The sequence below is a fragment of the Ilyomonas limi genome, assembly GCF_005233845.1.
GTDB classification, from domain to species: Bacteria; Bacteroidota; Bacteroidia; order Chitinophagales; family Chitinophagaceae; genus Ilyomonas; species Ilyomonas limi.
Genome location: NZ_SZQL01000011.1, coordinates 119,040 through 141,067, shown reverse-complemented (window position 1 = coordinate 141,067; position 22,028 = coordinate 119,040). Strand labels below are relative to the sequence as shown.

17 protein-coding genes are annotated in these 22,028 nt (G+C 39.9%); 4 read left to right on the top strand and 13 right to left on the bottom strand.

The window, feature by feature from the left end; translation table 11 throughout:
- Positions 1 to 187 precede the first annotated feature (187 nt).
- The 3 genes from FC093_RS14365 to FC093_RS14355 form a co-directional block, all read right to left on the bottom strand.
- On the bottom strand, positions 188 to 1,195 hold the full coding sequence (locus tag FC093_RS14365) for a glycosyltransferase family 4 protein (protein WP_137262486.1): 1,008 nt from the start codon (positions 1,193 to 1,195) through the stop codon (positions 188 to 190).
- Complete coding sequence (locus tag FC093_RS14360) at positions 1,192 to 2,535, bottom strand: protoporphyrinogen/coproporphyrinogen oxidase (RefSeq protein WP_137262485.1); 1,344 nt, start codon at positions 2,533 to 2,535, stop codon at positions 1,192 to 1,194. The genes FC093_RS14365 and FC093_RS14360 overlap by 4 nt, the downstream gene beginning before the upstream one ends.
- Before the next feature lie 89 nt (positions 2,536 to 2,624).
- Positions 2,625 to 3,647, bottom strand: a complete 1,023-nt coding sequence (locus FC093_RS14355; protein ID WP_137262484.1) for an NAD-dependent epimerase/dehydratase family protein — start codon at positions 3,645 to 3,647, stop codon at positions 2,625 to 2,627.
- A 276-nt stretch (positions 3,648 to 3,923) separates the two neighbouring features.
- On the opposite strand from FC093_RS14355, the gene FC093_RS14350 reads away from it, so the two are divergent.
- A complete protein-coding gene (locus FC093_RS14350; protein WP_137262483.1) occupies positions 3,924 to 5,267 on the top strand; it encodes an FAD-dependent oxidoreductase in 1,344 nt (447 codons plus the stop codon).
- A 51-nt stretch (positions 5,268 to 5,318) separates the two neighbouring features.
- On the opposite strand, the gene FC093_RS14345 is transcribed toward FC093_RS14350, so the two are convergent.
- From FC093_RS14345 to gloA2, 8 genes are all read right to left on the bottom strand, one after another.
- A complete protein-coding gene (locus FC093_RS14345; RefSeq protein ID WP_240743312.1) occupies positions 5,319 to 6,629 on the bottom strand; it encodes a sensor histidine kinase in 1,311 nt (436 codons plus the stop codon).
- Positions 6,610 to 7,983 carry a sigma-54-dependent transcriptional regulator gene (locus FC093_RS14340; protein ID WP_137262482.1) on the bottom strand — a complete coding sequence of 458 codons (1,374 nt, stop codon included), beginning with the start codon at positions 7,981 to 7,983 and terminating at the stop codon, positions 6,610 to 6,612. The genes FC093_RS14345 and FC093_RS14340 overlap by 20 nt, the downstream gene beginning before the upstream one ends.
- Positions 7,984 to 8,320: 337 nt before the next feature.
- On the bottom strand, positions 8,321 to 9,490 hold the full coding sequence (locus tag FC093_RS14335) for an ABC transporter permease (protein ID WP_137262481.1): 1,170 nt from the start codon (positions 9,488 to 9,490) through the stop codon (positions 8,321 to 8,323).
- A 22-nt stretch (positions 9,491 to 9,512) separates the two neighbouring features.
- Complete coding sequence (locus tag FC093_RS14330; RefSeq protein WP_137262480.1) at positions 9,513 to 10,742, bottom strand: ABC transporter permease; 1,230 nt, start codon at positions 10,740 to 10,742, stop codon at positions 9,513 to 9,515.
- Between the two features lie 98 nt (positions 10,743 to 10,840).
- Entirely contained in the window at positions 10,841 to 11,569 is a 729-nt protein-coding gene (locus FC093_RS14325; RefSeq protein ID WP_317129049.1) for an ABC transporter ATP-binding protein, read from the bottom strand.
- 261 nt (positions 11,570 to 11,830) lie between these two features.
- A complete protein-coding gene (locus FC093_RS14320; protein ID WP_137262479.1) occupies positions 11,831 to 13,297 on the bottom strand; it encodes a TolC family protein in 1,467 nt (488 codons plus the stop codon).
- A gap of 3 nt (positions 13,298 to 13,300) precedes the next feature.
- Positions 13,301 to 14,602, bottom strand: coding sequence for an efflux RND transporter periplasmic adaptor subunit (locus FC093_RS14315; protein WP_240743311.1), 1,302 nt, complete (start codon positions 14,600 to 14,602; stop codon positions 13,301 to 13,303).
- Between the two features lie 1,056 nt (positions 14,603 to 15,658).
- Positions 15,659 to 16,051: an SMU1112c/YaeR family gloxylase I-like metalloprotein gene (gloA2, locus tag FC093_RS14310; protein WP_137262478.1), complete on the bottom strand. Its 393-nt coding sequence runs from the start codon at positions 16,049 to 16,051 to the stop codon at positions 15,659 to 15,661.
- 256 nt (positions 16,052 to 16,307) lie between these two features.
- On the opposite strand from gloA2, the gene FC093_RS14305 reads away from it, so the two are divergent.
- Together FC093_RS14305 and FC093_RS14300 are read left to right on the top strand one after the other, a co-directional pair.
- Positions 16,308 to 18,128, top strand: coding sequence for a CocE/NonD family hydrolase (locus tag FC093_RS14305; protein WP_240743310.1), 1,821 nt, complete (start codon positions 16,308 to 16,310; stop codon positions 18,126 to 18,128).
- 239 nt (positions 18,129 to 18,367) lie between these two features.
- Entirely contained in the window at positions 18,368 to 18,904 is a 537-nt protein-coding gene (locus tag FC093_RS14300; protein WP_137262477.1) for a hypothetical protein, read from the top strand.
- A 484-nt stretch (positions 18,905 to 19,388) separates the two neighbouring features.
- On the opposite strand, the gene FC093_RS14295 is transcribed toward FC093_RS14300, so the two are convergent.
- Positions 19,389 to 20,462: an ATP-grasp domain-containing protein gene (locus FC093_RS14295; protein ID WP_137262476.1), complete on the bottom strand. Its 1,074-nt coding sequence runs from the start codon at positions 20,460 to 20,462 to the stop codon at positions 19,389 to 19,391.
- Positions 20,452 to 20,817 carry an aspartate 1-decarboxylase gene (locus tag FC093_RS14290; protein ID WP_137262475.1) on the bottom strand — a complete coding sequence of 122 codons (366 nt, stop codon included), beginning with the start codon at positions 20,815 to 20,817 and terminating at the stop codon, positions 20,452 to 20,454. Before FC093_RS14290 ends, FC093_RS14295 begins: the two co-directional genes overlap by 11 nt.
- Positions 20,818 to 21,240: 423 nt before the next feature.
- Between FC093_RS14290 and FC093_RS14285 the strand changes: the two genes are divergently transcribed.
- A complete protein-coding gene (locus tag FC093_RS14285; protein ID WP_137262474.1) occupies positions 21,241 to 21,825 on the top strand; it encodes an SRPBCC family protein in 585 nt (194 codons plus the stop codon).
- Positions 21,826 to 22,028 lie beyond the last annotated feature (203 nt).

Below are 22,028 nucleotides of genomic sequence, written 5' to 3'. Positions count from 1 at the left end.
TAAACGTATTTACTATTGTTATTCAAAGGACTTCATCATTGCGAGCGATAGCGAAGCAATCTGTGGGTAGCTGTAAATCAATATAGATGGCTTATTTTGAACTTTGTAGATTTTACAATCAATTACTAAAGATTTATTCTGTTTTACTATAACCCACAGATTGCTTCGCTATCTCTCGCAATGACGTTCATTTTGTTACTTCCCACTTCAGCAAAAATTTCCATGCAACTGCATACATGAGGAAAATGATAACCAGCGATACCACTTTTACCCATATTTCAAAAGCAGAAAAGAAGCAGGCGATACTCACTACCAGCGTGCTTATTCCACCGGCTATTATATTTATCTGTATCCTGGTAAAGCCGCCTTTTTGCAGCCGCAGCGAAAAATGATCGGGACTACCTTTCCACCACGGCAGCCCCTTTTTTATTCGTACCGAAGTAATAAATAATAACTCAAAAAGAGGAACACTGGCTATCAGCATCAGCCATGCGGCGGCATCTATCGCAGTAGCATGCTGGCTGCCGAATATGCCAATAGCTGCTATCAAAAACCCGAGTAAATGCGAGCCTGCATCGCCTAAAAAAATGGAAGCTCTTGGTAAATTAAAAAATAAAAAACCTGCTGTTGTACCGGCAATCAAAAAGCAAAATATCCTTAATTCAGGTTTTAGAAAACCAATGATGAAAAAAGAGACCACGCAAATTGTGCCAACTAATCCATCGCATACATCAGTAAAGTTTAGTGCATTTACAATAAGCACGATCCAGAATACAGAAAACAAGAAATCAATCCATCCTATATTAAACAAAGTAGTTTGAATACCTAAAGCTACACACATCGTGGCAAGCACCAACTGACCCAGAAATTTAGGTAAGGGTTTTAATTGTTTTAAATCGTCGTACACCCCCCAGGCAAGATAGCCAATGGCGCCAGCTATCAACGGAGCTACCGATGGAAAAGGCTTTTGTAGTTTATGAAAAGGTATGTCATACTGATAGCTGCATACAATCATAATGATAGCACCCGTCATAATGCCTACACCACCGAGGTAAGCAATGGGTTTTACATGCTGCGGTACAATAGGGTTTGGCTTGTTTACAATGTTCATTTTTAGTGCGTAAAGCCTTACCAGCCAGGTAAAGCATGCACCCATAAAAAGTGCAGCCAAAAAGAAAAGGTATGCGTATATCATGCCGTTACTTTTGAAGTTACTTTTTGTGCCCAGTTAAAGCCTGCTTTGATGTTTTGATACATAGAAGAATACTCCCAATTGCCATAGCGCCCAAGGCTTTTTATATCATATGCTTCTAAAAAATCAAAACAATGCTGAACAATTTTTTGTGTTTCAGGAGTGAAAATAACATAGGCTGGATCTGCCGTCCATACATGTGTGCTGATAATTGCTGTATGTTCATTGAGCAAGTCAATTTTGTGTAATGCCGCAATCAATTCTGTAATAAGAGCTGTCTTATCCTGCTCGGGCGTTCTGCTGTTCCAGGTTATTTCTGCGAGCAATCCCCAGCCATCTTCCGGCGCATTGTGCGTGTCGAATTCTGTCATAAAAATCAATCTTGTAAATGGTAGTTCAGGATCGGTATAATAGCGCCAGTGCCCGGGATTTTTTGGACGTTCACCTTTAATGCACAACGCAATTGAAAACACTTTGGTATATTCCAGTTTGTCAATTTCGTTTAATAAACTTTGTGGTACATCACTGCACAGTTTCATTAGTTGCGGCAGTGGCAAAGTAGATAAACATTGTTCAGTAAACACATATTTCTTTTTTATACCATTTTGTGTTGTATGCACTGTTTTAGTTGGTAAATCAATATGCGTAACCGCTGTATTGAGTTGTAAGTTGTGTACGTTATTAGCTAAAGCCTGTGATAACATTTCCATACCTCTCAACGGTGCATTTTGAGGTGGGCGCGGATAAAAGGCATTGCTGTTGTAAGTGGTGCGCAACATATTGGGTTGAAAGCTTCCTTGTAAAATTTCTTCAAAAGAAGGGCGGTGAATATTCCATAATATTTCATCGGCTGCAATCTTATGTAAAGGATATTTATACAGCTTTTCATTATAAGGAAAATAAAACAGCTCGCACATGGCATCACCAAAAGTAGCTTTTAAGTATGCCTCATAGTTAGTTGCCTTTTCGTTTTCATGTTTATGGAAATAAACTCTTGCATAGTCGGCAATACAGCGGTTTCTGGCTGCTACATTTAAGCCGCCGATATTTAACTGGAATGGATATAATGCAACCCCTTCTTTGCATTCAATCCAGGCTACCGGCGGGCAGGGTTGTAATACCTCGCCAAGCATCGTCGTAATGCGCTCCTGAATTACTTTGTCTTTAAAATGAAGGATGTGCAGCACATTATCAAACCAGTAGTTGCCATTAAAACATTTAGAGCGAACAAGCCCGCCTGGTGTGCTTTCTTTCTCCAGCACAATGGCTTGCTTTTCCAACTCTACGGCGGCTGCCAATCCGGTAACGCCGGCACCTAAAATGAGGAAATCAGTTTGCATCATAGTACTGGTATAAGAAACAGGGTTTAATAAAAGGTTAATAAAAATGGAAGTGTGTTTATAGCAATCACTATTATTCCAAATAAAAATGATTAAGAGGCAGAAAATTGAGTTTCCGTTTTAGCTGCTTCTACAGTAAAATTCTGCAAAATATCTTTTACAATTTCCCGTAAGCTTGGCCATTCTACTTTGCCATAAAACTGTTCGCCATAAGCCGTATCGGGCACGCGGTACACCACATCTTTATGGTTGTGAAAAAAGTCTTCGTATAAATGATATTTAACGAGCGAATGCGATTTTGTTTCCTGCAAAACAATGCCTGCCAAATCGTTGATGGAATGACCTTTATTGGTGCCGATGTTTACAATATTTTTATCGGCAGTCCACACTTCATCATGCTCCATTAATTTACATAAACAGCTTACAAACGTTTGAATATAACTGAATGAGCGTACCTGAAAACCATCATCATAAATGGTGAGGGGTTTGTCTTGTAAAGCCTGATTGATAAAGGTTGGAATCACCATGCCATACGTTCCCAACTGGCGTTTCCCCACAACATTAAACGGACGAATAATTAATACTTTTCTGCCGTTTTGGGCGGCTCTTCTGCCTATCTGTTCCATCTCGTATTTACCACAGGCATAGCCCAGCTTGCCGCCATCGTATTGCAATAACTGTTCAAAATCTACGGGTGTAGATTCTTTTACGGCACATTTATTATCCATGCCATATACTGCCGAAGAAGAAAATAAAACAATGGGTACATTCTTAAATGTGTTCAATACATTTAATGTTCCAATGGTTGCTGTATCATACACCAATTGCTGGTATTTGGTAGCGAGCCGCATACCCACTACACTGGCAAGATGAAATATCACATCAAAGTTGCACGCTTTCAGCCGTTCAAGCGCAGGCAAATCCATGATGGAACCTGCGTGAAAGAACAAGTTGGGATGCTCAGGCAGGTTATCCATTCTGCCGGTGTACATATTATCAAAAACATGAACGGTACCGCCCGATTTAAGAAACTTACGTACCAGATGGCTACCAATAAATCCGGCACCGCCGGTAACTAATACGGTTTTGGGTGTTGCGGGAGTGTGTATTTGCATATTTAAGCTATTGGTTTTGCATATCGTTAGAGCAAAAAACAGTCAGGGTGTACTACTGCAGCAACCGGGTGTCACATTTATACAAAAAGCAGTGTGGGAATAGCTTGTTAAAAGTAATTAACATTTTTTATACTTTGCAAAAAAATAAAAGAATCTATAAAGAAGATAGGTGAATTGTAATATAATTTAGGTAAATAAGTAATATATAAACCTATAACTAACGTACATTGAACTACTTAACCAAAACATTGTAAACTTTTAAACCCTGGTACAACTATGAAAGTGGCAATAATAGGGGCAGGTCCGGCCGGTCTTGCAATGGCACATGAACTGTGCAAAAACGGAATAGCCGTAAGCATATATGAGAAAGATAAAGTAGTGGGTGGACTTGCTAAAAGCGTTTGGCTATGGCATGCCCGCACCGAGTTGGGGCCACATTTTATAGGAGAAAACATGAATCCCGCTGCGAAAGCCTTTATGCAGGAAATCTTTGACAGTGTAAAAATGCATCATTATGAAAGGCTCTCAAGAATACACATGAATAACAGCTTTTACAATTATCCGCCCGATGGCATAAATATCATTAAAAGCATTGGACTGGTGGCCTGTTGCAAGGCTGCAATTTCTTTTATAAATAGGAAAAGAAAAAGCAGCAATGCAGAAGATGTGGAATCATTTGTAAAAGGAACATTCGGCAATTATATTTTCACTACTTTTTTTCAGGAATATACGGAGAAATTATGGGGTAAATCCTGCAAAGAAATAGATGCCATTTTCTTTAAAAACCTGATAGGATTTAAGGGCAACAGTATGATGAAAAAGCTAAGAAACATGTTCACTAAAAAGAACACAGTCACTTATAAAAAGTCGTATTATCCCGATGAAGGCTTTAGTATGCTGTGGGAAGCAATGCAGCAAAAGATTGAAGCAAATGACGGACAATTCTATTTCTCGGTTAACATCAAAGGATTTACAACGGAAGGTAAAAAAGTAACGGGTATTCAACTGGCAGATGGCAGTGTGGAAGCATACGATTATGTAGTTTCTACCATTCCGGAAACAATATTAATACGGCTGTTACCGCAGGTGCCGGTACCAATATTTGAGAGTCTTGCCAGAATTAATTACCGCTCGCTTATTTGTGTTTTTTTGCTGCTGGAACATTGCTACATTTTGGAAGATAATACGGTGTACCTGTATAGTAAACAATTGAAAGCTACACGTATCACCAATTTTAACCGGTTTAGAAATATAGATGGAAATGATATTGTAATGCTGGAATACTGGACTTCGGAAAAAGAAACAGTATGGCAATTGACGGATGATGCTATTGTTGAAATTGCCAAAAAAGACTTAACCGTTTTTTCGCGCAGAGATAATATAGTTGTAAAGGATACAAAGATTATTCGCCTGAGAAATGCTTATGAAATTCCGGAGTTAGGCTTTCAAAAAATAAAAACAGATATAGCTGATTTTTTACAACAATTTGATGGGTTGGTAACTGCTGGCCGGGCAAACCAGCACAACTTCAACTATGGCATGGGCGATGCCATTGCGGATGGATATAGTAAAGCGGGGAAAATAGTAGCTGCTTCAAAAGAAAGTTTACTTGTTAAATAAGAATTCTAGAGCTAATTGCGAATGCGTTATAGCCCGATTGCCAATTGTATATTAATTGTGCCTGCTAAAATCTATTATAAACTCCGTTTGCAATGCCGCAACGTTTCTCTCTAAAGTAAAATGAAAACCGTGATTGGTAAGTACTTCTCTTACCAGCGTTAGTCCAATGCCTTGCCCGTCTTTCTTGGTACTGAAGAAAGGGGAGAAGATATATTGCTGATGATTGGCATCAATACCTTGGCCGGTATCGGCAATTATCAGCTTGTTGTCCTTTACAATAAAGGTAATAATACCTCCTTCGTCAATAGCTTCAATAGCATTTTTTACAATGTTTACCAACACCTGTTCCATTTGTGCTTCGTCTGCATAAATAATAAAATCCTGCTCCGGCAGATGAATTTGGAATCGAATGTTTTTTTCTGCCGCTCTTATTTCCATCAGGTGCGCTATGGCATGTACCAGTTGATGCACGCTTATGGGCTTTTTTATCGGCTCTGGCAGTTTTACCAGGTTGGCAAAATTTCTCGTAAATACATTCAGGTTTTCATTACGCATGATAGCGGTACATAAAGCTTCTTTAAGCATGGCTGTTGACGGCTGTTGCCATAACTGTTGCATGTTTAAAGCAGAATGAAGAATAGAATTAACCGGACCAATAGAATTATTCACTTCGTGCGCCATCATGCGGATGACCTTACTATATACCTTCTTTTCAGCACTTACTATTTCTTCGGTCAGCTCTTCTATCATAATAAAACTTCTTGCAAAGCCCCGGTCAATAAACTGTGCTTTTTGCACTTTGTACATATTAATACCGGTAAGGTTGATAGTAACTGATTCGCCGGATTCCAGTGTTTTTACCTGATTAATAATTGGATGATTGATGTCATTCATTGTTCTCCCAATCAACTTATTCTCCGGCAGTTTTATTATCGTAAGTGCTTTATAATTTACCAGTTGAATATGGTTGTCATAATCCAGAATAATAATGCCGGTTGGAGAAGTAGCAATCAGTTTTTCCAGGAAAAAATGTTGCTGTTCCTGTTGCGTGCGTTCTTTTCTCAATTCATCAATCATCGTGTTATATACATTAATCAACTGGCCCATTTCCGGACTACCGGTTGTCAAAAATTTTACGTTGAAATCCCTGTCTTTTATAGCTTCTATGCCTTGCATCAATCGCCTCAGTGGCGCTATCAATTCTTTATAAAAACTCCATGCAATAGCTGCAGAAATAAAAATGAAAATTTCTGAAACAATAAAGTATAGTTTATTCTCCTGAAAGACATAAAAACTAAGCACCAGTGCTACGAGGTGTAGTAGTGCAACAAAGAACAAATACTTAGTCCGCAGTTTCATCATAAGGTATGTTATATTTATCGAGCCGGCGGTACAAGGCACTACGCGTAAGCCCCAGCGATGTAGCAGCTTTAGATACTTTATTGTTGTAATAAGCCATGGTTCTCTTAATCATTTGCACTTCCATTTCTTCCAATGTGATGGCACCAACTCCGGGCAACTGAACAGTACCTTTCTTTTGTGGAGATTGCTCTAACTGGGCTTTGAAATCTTCTGCATTTAATTCATTTTTTCTGGTTACTAAAACAGAGCGTTCTACTAAGTTTTTCAACTGTCTGATATTGCCGGGTAAAGGCAATTGCTGCAGCCATTTCATCCCATCGGGCGTTACGGTTAAGTTGGGACGATTATATACTTCACGAAGGTTATTGACGAAGAAGTTCACCAGTAAAGGAATATCTTTCGGGCGCTCCCGCAATGCCGGCAGATGGATAGTAATAAGGTTGATACGGTACAATAGATCCTCGCGAAAAGTATTTTCCAGTATCATCTCATCCAGGTTCTTATTCGTAGCGCAAATTACACGCACATCTACTGTTTTAGTACGGCTGCTACCGAGTACTTCATACGTTCTGTCTTGCAATACACGCAATAATTTTACCTGGCTGCCGGCATCCAAATCACCTATTTCATCTAAGAAAATAGTGCCTTTATTTGCCATTTCAAAACGTCCGGTTCTGTCAAATTTTGCATCAGTGAATGCACCGCGTACATGACCAAACATTTCACTTTCAAACAAGGAAGAACTAATGCCGCCGAGATTTACTTTAATAAAAGGTTTGTTGCGGCGCAATGAGTTTTGGTGAATCGCTTCTGCAATTAATTCTTTACCCGTACCACTTTCGCCACGTATCAATACCGAAGCATCGGTACCGGCAACCTGACCAATGGTTTCTAAAATATTCAACATTTTTAGGTCTTCGCCAATGATGTGCTGGAAGTTGTATAAATTGTCTAACTGCTTGCGTGAATGATGTTCTTTCTTTTTGCCGGTAAGATTCAATAATGTCTTAATAGATTGCAGCAAATGTTCGTTGCTCCACGGCTTATTGATGAAATCGTTGGCACCCAGTTTCATGCCTTGCACGGCTAATTCAATACTTCCCCAGCCGGTAATTAAAATCACCGGAATAGCGCCATTAATTTGCCGTATTTTTTTCAGTAATTCCATACCTTCTTCGCCGGAAGTGGCTAAAGAAAAATTTAAATCCAAAATGATGAGTTCCGGCTTTTCTTCAAACAAGATCTTTAATGCTTTTTCCGGGCCATCGGCAGTAGCCGTGCGGTAGCCTTCATTTTCCAACAACAGAATTAATGAAGTTCGTACAGCAATATCATCATCAATAATCAGTATCATACAACAGCAAGTTTAATTTTTTGGGTTCACCGCGGAGAACAGGAGTTATAGGAGGTTTCGCAGAGATTTTTTTGAGTATTTTAAAAGATTAGAAGCTGTTTAAATTTATAGAGCTAATAAATCAGGGTTTCGTCATTTCGACCAACGGGAGAAATCCCCGCAACGATAACGAACTAAAAAAGCAGAGATGCCTCCTTTCGTCGGCAAGACGGCTGTAATCACTGGTTTTTAACTTACTGATTTTAAACAGCCGTTAATAAAATTTATGTACTCTGCGTAAACTCTATTTACTCCTGTTCTCCGCGGTGGAAATCAGCAGGTAAAATAAGCAATTTTTCTAATCTTCGTGCAATGCAGTAGCAGGGTAAATTGCAGCCGCCTGCCTGCCTGGATATAATGCACAAATAATTACAAGAAAGTAAATAAATAAGATGGATAAAACCATTGCAATAATATAAACACCTTCAGGTAAATCGAACACATTGAGCAAGGGAAACTGCACAGCGAAAAACGAACCGATAATGAGCGCAAACGTAGAGAGCATCAGTGCTTCGCCAACAAGCTGTTTTGAAACGGAATTACCCGTAGCGCCCACTGCACGACGCAAGCCAATTTCGCTTCTGCGTTTATTGATATTATACCACAACACACCAAACAAACCAAGCGCAACATTGATGATGAGAAATGCAGCTACAATTGTCGCAATAATAGCCGGTACTAAAAATATCTTGTTTTTTGAAGCGAGTTTTTTATCCAGATGTTCTATTTCGATGCTTGAGCCAATTGCATTAGAAAGTTGTTTGAAAATCTTGCCTTCGAAAGCAGCGTCTGTACCGGGCTGCACCTTCAACAAAATAGTGCTTGCATGGTGATACGAACCAGTATCCATTAGTTTGTACATGCCATATTCAACCGGCTGGTAATCACCTTTATCTTTCAAATTTTGAACAACACCTACCACCTTTAAAGGATTGTCCTTTCCTATTAGTTTTCCAACTGCCTGATCCTTGCCAAACAAGGCTTCTTTCGTCATTTCATTAATGACAACCGGCGGATATTTTGATACTTCATCAGCTTGTGTAAACCATCGTCCTTCTTTCAGGTGCATATTGAGTACGCTGGCGTAGCTGATTTCTGAATCATAAATGTTTGCAAGTACTGACTTGCCATTATAATCGATATTTGAGTTGGAAGTGCTCATAGCAAACGGTACATTACTTCCTGCAAAGCTTAATTTTTTTATCTGCGGCATAGAGAGTAGCATTTGCCGTATCGTTTGCCTGAACAACATGGCAGAATCGCCGCGCTGCGCGCTTTGTGGCGCTGAATAATTTACCACCCATACATCCTCATAATCAAAGCCCATTGGCTGCCGGTAATTGTGATAATAAAAAACCGTCATAGAAAGCACTGCAAATATTACAAGAAACGACACCAGCATTTCTGTTATCATCAGAAAGTTTTCTTTCTTTTTGTTCCATATCAGTTTAAATAAATGCCTGAACATATAATCTTTTTTAAGGTGAATATTATTGTGCTTTTAATGCAGTTGCTATGTGCATTTTCGACATACGCCAGGCAGGGTAAACGCCTGAGAATAAGCCAAAAGCAAGACATGCAAGCAACGCATAAAACAGTACTGTAAAGTTGATGGTGAGGTGAATATTTGCAATAAGATTACTGTTGTTGATCATCTGAATTATAATAAACGAAACCAGCAAGCCAAGCACCGCACCGAAAATGGTGAGGATAAGATTTTCAACTATAAACTGTATAACCAGTGTTTTGGAAGAGGCGCCAAATGCTTTGCGTACGCCTATTTCAGACGAGCGCTCCATAATACGGCTTATATTGATATTGATGAGGTTGAGTGTAGGCAACAGCATAACAAACAATGCAAATACAAGAATAACCGTAGTTAATATTTCTACACCGTTGCCTTTATTACTGATAGCTAAAAAACTTTTGAGATAGGTATCTGCAGAACTTACCAGCACATTAAAATCTTTGTTTTCCGGCGGAATTTTAGCAACAACATTGGCATACTCCGCTTGTATTTTCTTAAAGTCTGATGGTGAATTGGCAAGCAAAACAGCAGTGTAGCTTCCTGAGTATGTTTTTGTTCTCCAGTCTGCTTTGGAAAATGTATAAGGTACAAAGATGTCAGCATAAGTTACAGGCATGATAACAGGGACACTTTTTACAACGCCTGTTACGCGGTACTGCACATTGTCTGCTTCAATATATTTACCCACCACCGAAGGCACATCGCCAAAGTATTGCTGCTTTGTATCTTCCGTTATTACAGCAATATGCTCGCCGTTTTCAATTTGCTGTTGCGTGTATGGCTTACCTTCCAGAAATTGAAACTGCAACACCTTCCAGAAAGCATCGTTGGTGTACTTCATATTTAGCACTAGTTTGCGATTGTTTACATACGCATTGGTTGGAGCAAACATGGAAGAGATAGCAACCATCGCTGGTGTTTTCAAAGTCTCTACATAATGACTTAAATAATAATAACTCGCTGGTCCCGTCATTTGCCCCTGGTGCACGGTATCTTTTTGTTGAATGGAAATAATATATAGCGAACGATCCCGGTTTACTTCAGGATAATTGGCGCTAACTATATTGTCTACAAATGCAGTTAAAACTATAAGTATCGTAAGCGTAAAGGAAATGCCAAACAAAGAAATAAAAGTGAAGAATTTCCTTCGCTTTAGTACCGCTATGGCTATTTTAAAATAATTTTTAAGCATATAAAAAGAATTATAAATGTTGAATTATTAACTATAGGTGAAGAACAGTTGCAGCATCATACACGTTGTCATCTATCAGCTATCATCTGTCATCTATTTTACTGCACTTGCGAGCCATCAAACAAGCGCACTAAACGATGTGTTTTCTTTGCCATGTATTCATCGTGTGTAACCATTATTATGGTTGTACCTTCAGTGCTGTTAAGGTGCAGTAAGATGTTCATGATTTCATCGCCCATGGCACTATCCAGGTTGCCGGTTGGCTCATCCGCCAGTATAATCTCTGGCTGCCCTACAATCGCTCTGGCAATGGCTACGCGTTGCTTTTGTCCGCCCGAAAGCTGTTTTGGAAAATGTTTCATGCGGTTGCTTAAGCCTACTTTTTGCAAAGCTTCGGCAGAGCGTTGCCTTCTTTCTTTTGCCGAGCTGCTGCGGTAGAGCAGGGGAAGCTCTACATTGTCCTGCACAGCAAGATCATTAATGAGATGATAGCTTTGAAAAATGAAACCAATTTTTTTATTGCGAAACTGCGCCATGGCTTTATCCGATAAATGGGTAGTATCCTGATTATCAATCAGCACCTGACCTTTGGTAGCTGCATCCAGCAAACCTATAATATTGAGCAAGGTACTTTTGCCGCAGCCCGATGGACCCATGATAGACAAAAATTCGCCTTTGGCAATATGGAGATTGATATTGCTTAAAGCCAGTGTTTCAATCGTATCGGTGCGATACACTTTTTCAACGTTTTGCAAGTGTATCATAGCTTCTCTTTTATCGTTAATTGCAGTAGTTGTTTGCATGGTGGGTTGTTGAACCTGTATCATAAATTATTTGTTTTTGTTTGTAAAATTGTTAGTTGAATAGTTGTTGTGAACTAATGAATATTTAGAATGAATTGTTGCTTTTGTAATTTGACAATCTTCGTCATTACGAGCGATAGCGAAGCAATTTATGCTAAGCTGTAAATCACTATGAGTGGCTTAATTCTATCTTTATAAAATTTAGCACGAATACAATCCTCTGATGACTTATTTTGATTTTAATACCATCCACAGATTGCTTCGCTATCATTCGCAATGGCATTTTTATTTGTACATAATTTTTTGGTTTTTCTCAAAGTCATACAGGGATAAATACCGGAGCTCATAATAAGCGCTCCACAAGTCGCGCAGCGCCGCTACATAATCTCTTTTCGCCTGGTCTTTTTCTTCAAAAGCAATCCCCAAATCGGTGATGCTTAAATTGCCCAACACATAACGGTCTTTGGCAATACCGTACTTTTCAGTAGCAATACTGTCTGCTCTTGCCGATAGTGCTACCTGGTCTTTCATCATCTGGAAAAGCGTTACCTGCGTAATGATTTCCTGTGTAAAATTTTGCTTGTCCTGCGCTACCGAATATTCCGTTAATTTCAAATTGGCTTCGGCGGTTTTGGTGCGCGATTTCTGCCTGCCCCAGTCCAGTACCGGAATATCAAACTGAAGCTGCAGCAACTGCTGGTCTTGTGGCGAGCGGTACACTTTGCCAACCGTGGCAGCACTTTTCGAAAAGCCTAAGTTAGCCGTTAAAGACGCATTGATACCACTGTTGGCTTTTGCTTTTGCTACATCTCTTTTTGCCTCGGCAATGCGGCGCATAAAGGCAATCGCATCGCTTCTGTTGGCGTATGCTTCTTCCAATACTTTATCGGTGCTCAACTGCATATTAATTTCACCTTCCGGAACCATCAGTTCTATTTTGCTGTTGCCCTGCATACCAGTGTATGCTTTTATATTTAACGTAGCAATTTCCATATCGCGCTTGGCAATACCTACTGCTTTCTGCGACTTTAATAATTCTAACTGTAGTTGTAATATTTCGTTTTTAGATATTTTACCAAGGTCGAATTTCTCATTAGCAATAGCCAGAATTTTTTGCGTATTGGTTAAATTAGTTTCGGCAGCTTTCAGGTTTACCTGCGCCAGTAAAAGGTCGAAAAAATAGCCACTTGCCGTTACGGCAATTTGTTCCATATCTTCTGTAAAAGCCTGCTTGCTTTCGCTATATTTCAGCGGCTCTATTTTCTTGTCCCATTTCAAGCTATTGAATTGAAAAATAGGCTGGTTGTAACCAATAGCATACGGCATACTGTTGTACAACGTATTCTTCCGGTCAAAGTCATCAAAACGCTGCAACTGCGAGGTGCCGAAAATGGTACCACCCGTTTGCGCAATGCTTTGGCTGAAAGAAAGGTTGAGGGATGAATTGTTGTTGTGTATAGGTTGAAATTCAATTGTTCCGTTGGGCTGCACTACCTGCAGATAAGTTTTGTTGTAGCCCGGCAGAATACCTTCTAAAGAAAGCTGTGGTTTATAGTTAGAGCGATACGTTCGCCATTCCCAATAGCGTGTTTCACGGCTGGTGATTGCCTGTTGCGATGCAATGGATTTATTTTTTGCCATCTGCACTATTTGCTGCAGGCTTAGCTGTACCGTGTCATTATCTTTTTGGCTGAAACCCTTGCACAGCAGCAACTGGAACAATAAAAAAAATATCAATTGTAGCTGTCTCATGTATTACTTTTTAATGGTGATTTCTTTTGCATTTTTATAATCACTCATATCCGAAGTAATCACCACATCGCCGGGTTGCACATTATCCTTTATTTCTACATAATCAAAGTTGCTCATGCCGATGTGCACCGTTCTTCTTTCTGCTTTATCCCCTTTCAGTACAAAAATGTCTTGCATTGGTGCACCTTTAAATGCAGCACCATTGGCCACACGCATGGTATGGTTGTTAGCAGCCGTTACTACGTACACATCCACTTTCATATCTGGTCGCAACTGCTTGTTGTTGCGGTCATTGAGCTGTATGTCGAAGGAAACAATGCCATTTTGGACAGATGGATAAATAGTACTGATAATACCCCGTACCTCCATATCATTGGCGCGAATGATAACAGGCATGCCGTTGTGCAGTTGATCTAAATAAGTATCGGAAATAGTGCCGTTAGCTTTAAAGCTGCTGAGGTCGGCTACGCGTGCCAGCGATTCACCTTCCTGTATGCTGACGCCAATATTTTTGTTTACCCACGTTATTACACCGGCATGGTTGGCAACAATATCTGCCATCTGTAATTTTCTTCCTAAAGCATTTAAATCATTTTCCTGTATGGCGGCGGCAATTTCCGATTCGCGTATTTCCAACTGCATGGTTTTTTGCTTTGCTTTTATTTCATTCTCCAATTGCTTTTTTTCCAGTTCGGCAACTTTTAAATCCAGTTCGGCCCGTTCTACATCTTCCTTTGTACCGCCACCTGCCTTGTACAGGCGTTTGGCATCTTCTACGGCTGCTTTTAAGCTGTTGATCCGCAGTTGCTTAATATCGTTGTTGGATTTTATATCGTAAAAACTTTTGTCTAATTCTACTTTTAATTGTTGTATGCTGTTGCGTTTGCTTTCTAACTGAAACTTCTGTTTTTCATATTCTGTTTGGGTGGCGGTTTTGTCTAATGTAAGAATGGCTTGCCCGGCTTTTACCGCACTGCCGGCATCTAATAGTACATTTTGTATAGAAGCTGAAATAGGACTTGTGATTACTTCCTCAAATTCAGGCAAAATTTGACCAGAAGCAGTCAATGTATTTTCGATGCTGCCTACTTCAACAGTTGAAGTGGTGAAAGCAGAGCGGCTGATGGTGGATGCAAAAGAGAACCGTACGAGCCAGATGCAAATTGAAAGGACAAGCAGCACGTCAACAACTAAATATACCTTTTTTCTGTTACGCTGTTGTATTACTGTATTGGGAAGCGCCGTATCCATTATTTCTATTTTGCTCAGATTATTCAACCGGCGTGCCACCGGTAAATAGTTCATTATCATCCATTTAATTTAAATGGACGCTTCCGTTTTGTCCGGTATCGGACAAAGATTTCGTTTTCGAAAACTTTTTGACGAAGAATGTTTCCTTGATGAAGATTTGAGAGATTGTTGGGATAAATAAAGATAGAAAAGAATAAAACGGATAAATCTGTTGTAATAAACGGGCATTCTTTTATAGCTAATAGCTTCAGCGGTTTATTCTGTGTTTTAGTTACGTTCCTTTATATGGGTTTGTGACCCAAAAGTATATGCACTTAAACCCCCCAATTATGTACAGGTACTCTGGTGAGTGTTGGCGCCTTTGGTGTTCGATGGTTGCGCTAAGCACTAAACATCTACTCTACAGCCTGCTTCAAAAAAAACGACTGGTGTTTTTTTTGCTTTATAAGAGTGTAAAAACGATAACCTGATAAGTACTTCCTGTTCGTAGTTTAATAGAATTGATACGAATTGGAAAGCAGTGATAAAATATTTAATTGATAATAGATTTAACAGATAAAAAAAGAGGGTACAGTATAGAAATACTCTTCCCCCGGAATCCAATATCAAAGACTCTGTAATAGACAACAGAAATGCCAAAAAGATTAATGTTGAAACTGAATACGTTACGAAAAAATTAGCACCAAGCCAGTTTCAAAGTTGGAAAACGGATTTTTAAAGTTGGAGAAGTTTGGGCTTATGTGATGCTTAATTAAGCAGCATATTATCAAAGAAATAATTATTAAGTAAAAGTATTATACTTATAGTAGCGGGCAGTGTGATAAACCTGAAATGGGTGTGGCCAAAAACAACCGTTATTATACCAATAGTAGTAAAGCGCTTATGTATTTACAGAATTGCAATTTTCGGTATGGATGGAATGGGCACCGCTGTATGGAGTAATGGATGCTGCTATTTTTGCAATAGGCAAATGCGTTTCCCAATAATCTTCAGTAAAGTATTATTAATAAGATAATCTGCAATGTACCTTTACAAAAAATTCATCACACATACATTATTATCTTACATCTTACTCACTTCCATTAGCAGCTCCATGCCATAAAATAAGATTTACACTTCATATAACTCCAGTGGCAAACCGTCCGGATCTTTAAAGAAAGTAAATCGTTTGCCGGTATATTCATCTACCCGTACCGGTTCAGTTGCAACATCGTTGTTATGGAGATGCTGAATAGCTGCGTCTAAGTTGTTTACTGCAAATGCAAGATGCCTGAGTCCGCAAGCTTCGGGTGTGGATGGGCGTGGCGGCGGATACGGAAATGAAAACAATTCTATTATGTAATGGTCACCAATTGCCAGATCCAGTTTGTACGATTGCCGGCGTTCGCGATATACTTCGCGAATGATATGCAAACCCAATACTCCGGTATAAAAACGTTTGGAGACTTCGTAATCCGAACAAATAATAGCGATGTGATGCACAGCCTGCAATGGTGTATTCATGCAGTCAAATGTAGGATGAAAATAGATTGCATTTTTGGTGCAAAGGCAGTATGGGAGTGCTTTTATTAAAATGAATTCAGTTTTCAAAATTTACTGATTATTAGTATTACCAGCGGAGTGAAGGAGCTTTGCCCGGTTGATGTAAGATCAATATGGATGGCTTGTGTTGATTGTCCTGCCATTTACAGAGTACTTCGCCCGCAATAATATGGGTTCACAGTTCTACTCAATACCTGTAGTCATTACCTTTATCCGTATGAAATATCTGTTATTTTCTTTCCTTATTATTCTTTGTTTACCATCTTTTGCGCAGCCTCTTGCAGGCGATTCAGCATATATTCAAGACAATTACACCAAAAAAGAAGTGCGTATTGCTATGCGCGATGGGGTGAAGTTGTTTACCAGTGTTTATATTCCAAAAGATACTACTCAATCATATCCTTTTCTCATCAACAGAACGCCTTATTCGGTAGCGCCTTATGGCGAGGCTATTTATAGAAAACGCCTTGGTCCAAACCCGCTTTTCACACGCGAAAAATACATCTTTGTGTATCAGGATGTACGCGGCAGGCATATGAGCGAAGGACAATTTGAAGAGATGACACCTGCTATTGATGATAAAAAAGACAGCAAGCAGGTGGATGAAAGCAGCGACACGTACGACACGATAGACTGGCTGTTAAAAAACATCAGCCACAACAATGGTAAGGCTGGTATATATGGTATTTCATATCCAGGTTTTTATGCCACAGCGGCTTTGCCCAATGCACATCCGGCCCTCAAAGCGGCATCGCCGCAGGCACCGGTAACAGACGAGTTTGAGGGGGATGATGCCTATCATCGCGGTGCTTTTTTCCTGATGGATAATTTTAGCTTTCTAAACTTTTTTGATGCACCACGCAATGGCCCAAGAGCAGAAAACCCGCCTGTAGATTCAACACTTAACATCAATGAGGTGTATGATTTTTACTTACAAACAGGCGCATTGCACCACTTCAACGATTTGTACTTTCGTAATACATCCAACATATGGAATGAATTCCTGGCGCATGCTACCAAGGATGCGTATTGGCAGGCAAGAAACATTCGTCCGCATTTAAAAAATATTCACCCTGCTACACTGGTGGTAGGCGGCTGGTTTGATGCGGAAGACCTCTTTGGCGCATTGCATACATACAAAGCCATTGAACAGCAAAACCTCCATAATAATAACTTTTTGATAATGGCTCCCTGGACGCACGGCGCATGGGAAAAAAAGCAATGGAACCAATTTGCGGGCTATCAGTTTGGCCAGGATTTGAATGCTGCATTTCAGCAGATAGAATTTAATTTCTTCAATTTTTATCTTAAAGAGAAAGGCAGTTTTGATACTACGGAAGCCACCATTTTTGTAACCGGCAGTAACGAGTGGAAAAGATTTAAGGCATGGCCGCCAAAAGGTATGGCGCATGAAACCTGGTGGTTGAATTACAACCATCAATTACTATTGCAAAAAGGTAAGCTAAAGGGCAAAGATGAATATACGTCCGATCCGGCTAATCCTGTCCCTTACATTAACCAACGCAGTGCTGACCGCCTTAATGAATATATGGCTGCCGACCAAAGCTTTGCCTCGGGGCGCAATGATGTTGTATATTATCAAAGCGAAGTGTTGCAAAACGATAAAACGGTACTGGGACCTATTATGGCCAACCTGTATGTAAGCCTGAGTGGCAGCGACGCCGATTTTGTAGTGAAAGTGATTGATGTACTGCCCGATAGCAACAACACCCAACAACTGGTAAGAGCGGAAGTATTGCGCGGCAAATTCCGCAATAGTTTTGAAAATCCTGTACCTTTTACGCCCAACGAACCTACCAAAGTAACGTTGCAATTAAATGATGTGGCGCATACTTTTTTGAAAGGTCACCGCATTATGGTGCAGGTGCAAAGCAGTTGGTTTCCGCTGGTAGACCGTAACCCGCAGCAGTTTATAAATATACCCGATGCAGCGGACAGCGACTATAAGAAAGAGCGCATTACTATTTTGCACGATGCGGCGCATCCTTCTACTATAGAAGCAGGCGTGGAAGAGTAGGTGAGGGATTGCAGGAAAGATAAGGGCGCTTCATGGCTTTGCCGTGTTCTTCACCATCCGATAAATATGCCGGTGATGAAGGATAACGCAATTGCAAGCGCTGTACACTTATAATCTCCAGGCCTGCGGTATTATTTCAATTCATCCACTATCTTTTTCAATTAATTACTCAGCAGCTTGCCTTTGCCCCTGTTTATACCACACCTTTGCACTACCATTAAACCCTATAAAAACAAAACATGAAACAACTTATTTTGTTATTAGCTGTTGCTTTAACATTGACAATTACTGCGTGTTCAAAATCAGATGCAGATAGTCCCGCTGGACCGCGTACTGATGTGCCTGCAGAACTAAGAGGCAACTGGATGTTTGGAAATTTTTCAATGACTGAATATTGGAGCCAAAATCCGGGAGAATATATCGGCAATGGCGTGGAGTATGCTTTTGCATTCACTTTTAATGCCGATGGCACTTATACCCAGTATTTTACCTCGGGAACTGTAGCTAGTGGTGTACAAACTTACCAGCAATCAGTTACCCATGGCACGGTGGAAGTAGATGCGGCATCTAAAGTAATCAAAACGCATCCTTCCAGAGCCCACTACCGCCGGACGGTGGATGGACAAGTGGCAGAAGACCGGGATTTAAGCAAAGGAGAATTGAGTACCAATAACTCATATATTTACACTACAGGTGTGGAGCCCAGTGGCACCGATGCACTGTATTTAACACTTAACGGTACCGATAGCCCGCTGACTTTCCTCCGTAAACCATAGTAAAAAACGGTGATTTCTATATGCCAGCTTTTTTAACAGTTTACCACATATCCAGTTATTTGGGATCAAGAAATATTGTAAGAAATATTGAAAAGAGATAAAAATTACAGATTGCTTTATTTCGTTTGTAACAACGCTGGTTACATTATTTCTAAATGAATAATTTACATTTCTTACATTTTGTTCTTCGCAAGTGGTAACGCAGCAAGCCTGGAAGAAAAAAGAACAGGCGGGTCTTTCCGACCTGCCTGTTCTTTAAATGATAATTGATGTAAAATTTATAAAGATTACGAAGACTATTTGTTTTTATTAAACCAATCGTTTTTGTACCGGACTTGTTGAATCGGTATCGCTCTTATATCTTCCTGTTCTTTGCAGTACTAGCATAGCGCACCTCAAAGATTTTTAGGTTAAAAAATAAAAGAAGTGCATTGCAAAAAAGTATCAAAAGTATAATCATGAATTACAGTAACAGCTATATGCATCACCTGACATTCAAATCCAGTTCTTTATCCAACTGCTTTAGCTTGTTGAAGTACCGTTTAGAGTTTTGCAGAAAACGATAGCCTTTTAAAAAACCCCAGTACGGTATGCCGTTTTTACAGTTATCGCGGCTTATTTCGTACATCGCTTTCCAATGTTTTAAAATTTCTTTGTAAGCCTGCGGCAGATTGTACTTGCCTGCATGAATATGATTGGGGACAGAGCCTGCCCCGTTAAACTCGAGTATAATAAAATTTTTCCCCTGCAGCATGTCTTCTACAGACTGGCACTTGATGTCGTAACGTCCGTACAGGAATTGCGTTTGATGGCTAATAGTATCAAAAATTTGATGCAAAGTATCATTTACTTCGCTGGTAAGATCAACAAAGCGGGCGCCATTATACAAATTGGCAATATGCGATATGCAAAACGTTTCACCTGCAGGTAAAACCGTTTGTAAATCCTTTGCATGTTGCTTTTTGATGGTACTTAAAAACTCCTTTGCTTCAGCATTGTTACTGATCAAGGCTTCAAGTGTAGAGGAGCCGTTGCCCGTTACTTCCAATAGTTTTTTTTCTATAAAAGCGGTAATACTGCCTTTGCAATTTGCGGGTTTTCTGCAATAAAAAACACTCACTTCGCATGGCATATCAATAAACTCCTGGATGATGTAGGTTGCCGGCATGGCTGAATGATACGTCTTTAACTGTTGCTCGTTTACTATTTTTCTAAACAACAATCCTTTCATACCTACATCCGGCTTTACTACAAACGGATAGCGGATACCTGCACGAAGCAATTGTGGCGTTACATCAGCAAAAGGTAAGGCAGGAGATATAAAAATGCTTTTGGGATATAGTTCCGACGGCAATTGTGTGTACATTTCGCTTTTAGCTTCTCCTTCAAAACCTCCGAATGTCAATGTTGGGTTGGAGGCCGTAAAAAACCATAGCGAGCGTGTTTTTATATAATACCACACCCACGCGTAGCCAAGAGGAAAATAAAAAAGGTAAAATGGCCAATTGTGCCAGTCTGTTATCCGTTGTATGATCGCTTTTTCTACATTAAAAAGCATAAACCTTCGCCTCTACAACCCTGTTGTGTTCGTTGGTATAGATGATCTTAGGCTCAAAGCGTTCGGCATCTTCTTCATTGAAATAGCCGTAAGCTAAAATGTGTATCTGATCGCCTTTATTAAACAACCACGAAGCAGCACCATTGAGTGAAACAAATCCTTCTTTTTTGCTGCGCACTACATAGGTTACAATACGGCTGCCATTGCTAAGATTATTTACATGAACCTGCTCAAAGAGTTTGAGACCGGCAGCTTCTATTAGTTCATCGGGCAAAGCAATACTGCCAGGATAGCTTCTGGAGCTTTCTGATACAATTACTTGCTGGAGTTTTACACGTAAGAGTTGTATGTGCATAATAATTCAAACGTTAGAATATATACGGTAAATATTGCGCCCAAAGATAAGGAAGTTATTCTTGCCTGCATGCTAATGGCTTGTTTAATTGCCGGCAACCTACCGTAAACTCCTGATGAAGCTGGTTGAAATTAGTTGATCATTAATCAACACTTTGTTGTTTGTATATTGCTTTTAGCGGGCGAGAATTGGCGAATCCTTCACATTTGTGCTTGCCCGAAATGGTTGTGAACCAGAGATACAGAGCTGCCTTTGGCATTGAAAACGGGAGCTGCATAAAGGCCACAGTAATTGGCTTTCAATCAGATAATATTGAACAGCCCTCAAATGCAAAACTGTACAACCTGCAACCGTTGCATATACAAATGTCGTTGCCACATCCTTGCATGATGTTTGAAGATGGTTTCTTCTAAATAGTAGCAAATGGCAAATAATGCATCAAACCTCACCATTTCAAAAGAACTGAACTGTTCAAAAGAAGCAGCGTATAACGCGTGGACACAACCCGAGCAGTTAAAACAATGGTGGAAGCCAATGGGTAAAAAACTGGCAGATGTAATAAATGATATAAAAGAAGGTGGTGAAGTAAAATATGTTTTTGAGAATAACAGCCTTATCATTGATGGCAGATACGAGAAAGTGGAAGAACATAGCTTACTGGAGTACACCTGGAACTGGCATTTGAAACTAGAGCGAGAGGAAAATGCAGCTTATAAATTATCAGTACATTTTGAGGGCGATAACAGCCATGCTGCCATCCGGATAACGCAAGCCGGCTTTGAAAGCGAGGAGCACGTGCAGCCGCATAAGCAAGGCTGGGAGGAGGGGTTGCAGCAATTGCAGGACTATTTAACAGGCAATAACAATGTTGGTAAGAACGGTTTAAACAGCAATAATGCAGACCGCGATGATATTAAGGAGAGGGAAGAGATGGCAGAAGAAAAATATATGCCGCCGGTTACCGGCTACAACGAAACGGAAGAGCAGGATAAAGTAGGCGGCGGATAATGTGACGCTTATAGGAGTATAGTGAAGTTTTCTGTGCCTTCGAGGCTTAAAAAATTATTTTCATTTCAGGTGGCAATAAATTCATCCTTGCATTTTCCTGGTAATAATGCAAGACCTGCCTTTGGGTGTAAATATCTAACAGAATAAAAACTTTTTCTTATTGTAAATAGTACTGCCGGGTAAAAATGCCCGGCAGTAAATCA

What these genes read in the sequence shown, in the direction of transcription:
- FC093_RS14365 (WP_137262486.1), bottom strand. Translation starts at nt 1,195, where the DNA reads ATGATATACGCATACCTTTTCTTTTTGGCTGCACTTTTTATGGGTGCA.
- FC093_RS14360 (WP_137262485.1), bottom strand. Translation starts at nt 2,535, where the DNA reads ATGATGCAAACTGATTTCCTCATTTTAGGTGCCGGCGTTACCGGATTG.
- FC093_RS14355 (WP_137262484.1), bottom strand. Translation starts at nt 3,647, where the DNA reads ATGCAAATACACACTCCCGCAACACCCAAAACCGTATTAGTTACCGGC.
- FC093_RS14350 (WP_137262483.1), top strand. Translation starts at nt 3,924, where the DNA reads ATGAAAGTGGCAATAATAGGGGCAGGTCCGGCCGGTCTTGCAATGGCA.
- FC093_RS14345 (WP_240743312.1), bottom strand. Translation starts at nt 6,629, where the DNA reads ATGATGAAACTGCGGACTAAGTATTTGTTCTTTGTTGCACTACTACAC.
- FC093_RS14340 (WP_137262482.1), bottom strand. Translation starts at nt 7,983, where the DNA reads ATGATACTGATTATTGATGATGATATTGCTGTACGAACTTCATTAATT.
- FC093_RS14335 (WP_137262481.1), bottom strand. Translation starts at nt 9,490, where the DNA reads ATGTTCAGGCATTTATTTAAACTGATATGGAACAAAAAGAAAGAAAAC.
- FC093_RS14330 (WP_137262480.1), bottom strand. Translation starts at nt 10,742, where the DNA reads ATGCTTAAAAATTATTTTAAAATAGCCATAGCGGTACTAAAGCGAAGG.
- FC093_RS14325 (WP_317129049.1), bottom strand. Translation starts at nt 11,569, where the DNA reads ATGATACAGGTTCAACAACCCACCATGCAAACAACTACTGCAATTAAC.
- FC093_RS14320 (WP_137262479.1), bottom strand. Translation starts at nt 13,297, where the DNA reads ATGAGACAGCTACAATTGATATTTTTTTTATTGTTCCAGTTGCTGCTG.
- FC093_RS14315 (WP_240743311.1), bottom strand. Translation starts at nt 14,602, where the DNA reads ATGAACTATTTACCGGTGGCACGCCGGTTGAATAATCTGAGCAAAATA.
- gloA2 (WP_137262478.1), bottom strand. Translation starts at nt 16,051, where the DNA reads ATGAATACACCATTGCAGGCTGTGCATCACATCGCTATTATTTGTTCG.
- FC093_RS14305 (WP_240743310.1), top strand. Translation starts at nt 16,308, where the DNA reads ATGAAATATCTGTTATTTTCTTTCCTTATTATTCTTTGTTTACCATCT.
- FC093_RS14300 (WP_137262477.1), top strand. Translation starts at nt 18,368, where the DNA reads ATGAAACAACTTATTTTGTTATTAGCTGTTGCTTTAACATTGACAATT.
- FC093_RS14295 (WP_137262476.1), bottom strand. Translation starts at nt 20,462, where the DNA reads ATGCTTTTTAATGTAGAAAAAGCGATCATACAACGGATAACAGACTGG.
- FC093_RS14290 (WP_137262475.1), bottom strand. Translation starts at nt 20,817, where the DNA reads ATGCACATACAACTCTTACGTGTAAAACTCCAGCAAGTAATTGTATCA.
- FC093_RS14285 (WP_137262474.1), top strand. Translation starts at nt 21,241, where the DNA reads ATGGCAAATAATGCATCAAACCTCACCATTTCAAAAGAACTGAACTGT.